General features: G+C 67.4%; 1 pseudogene. It reads left to right on the top strand.

Annotated features, from left to right (window positions below):
- Nucleotides 1-233, top strand: a pseudogene (locus R0J87_RS25015) (amino acid deaminase); the annotation flags it as partial.

Here is a 233-nt window from a genome sequence, read left to right as displayed (position 1 = left end):
CACGACGACGGGTTCTACTCCCGCATGTCGCCGTTCGGCCCGTTGACCGGAACCGCGCCACTTCGTTCGGCGATGCACGCCTGGTCACGTGTCGTCTCGCAGCCGGAAGAGGGCCTCGCCCTGTTGGATGCGGGCCGTCGCGACGTGCCGTTCGATCTCGATCTGCCGGTCCCGCAGTCGGTCGACGGTGAGATCACGGCGCTCAACGATCAGCATGCGTTCCTGCGGCTCGC

The organism is Halomonas sp. SIMBA_159 (assembly GCF_046536035.1).
Lineage (GTDB): Bacteria > Pseudomonadota > Gammaproteobacteria > Pseudomonadales > Halomonadaceae > Vreelandella > Vreelandella venusta_A.
This window is presented reverse-complemented; position numbering and strand designations above follow the sequence as displayed.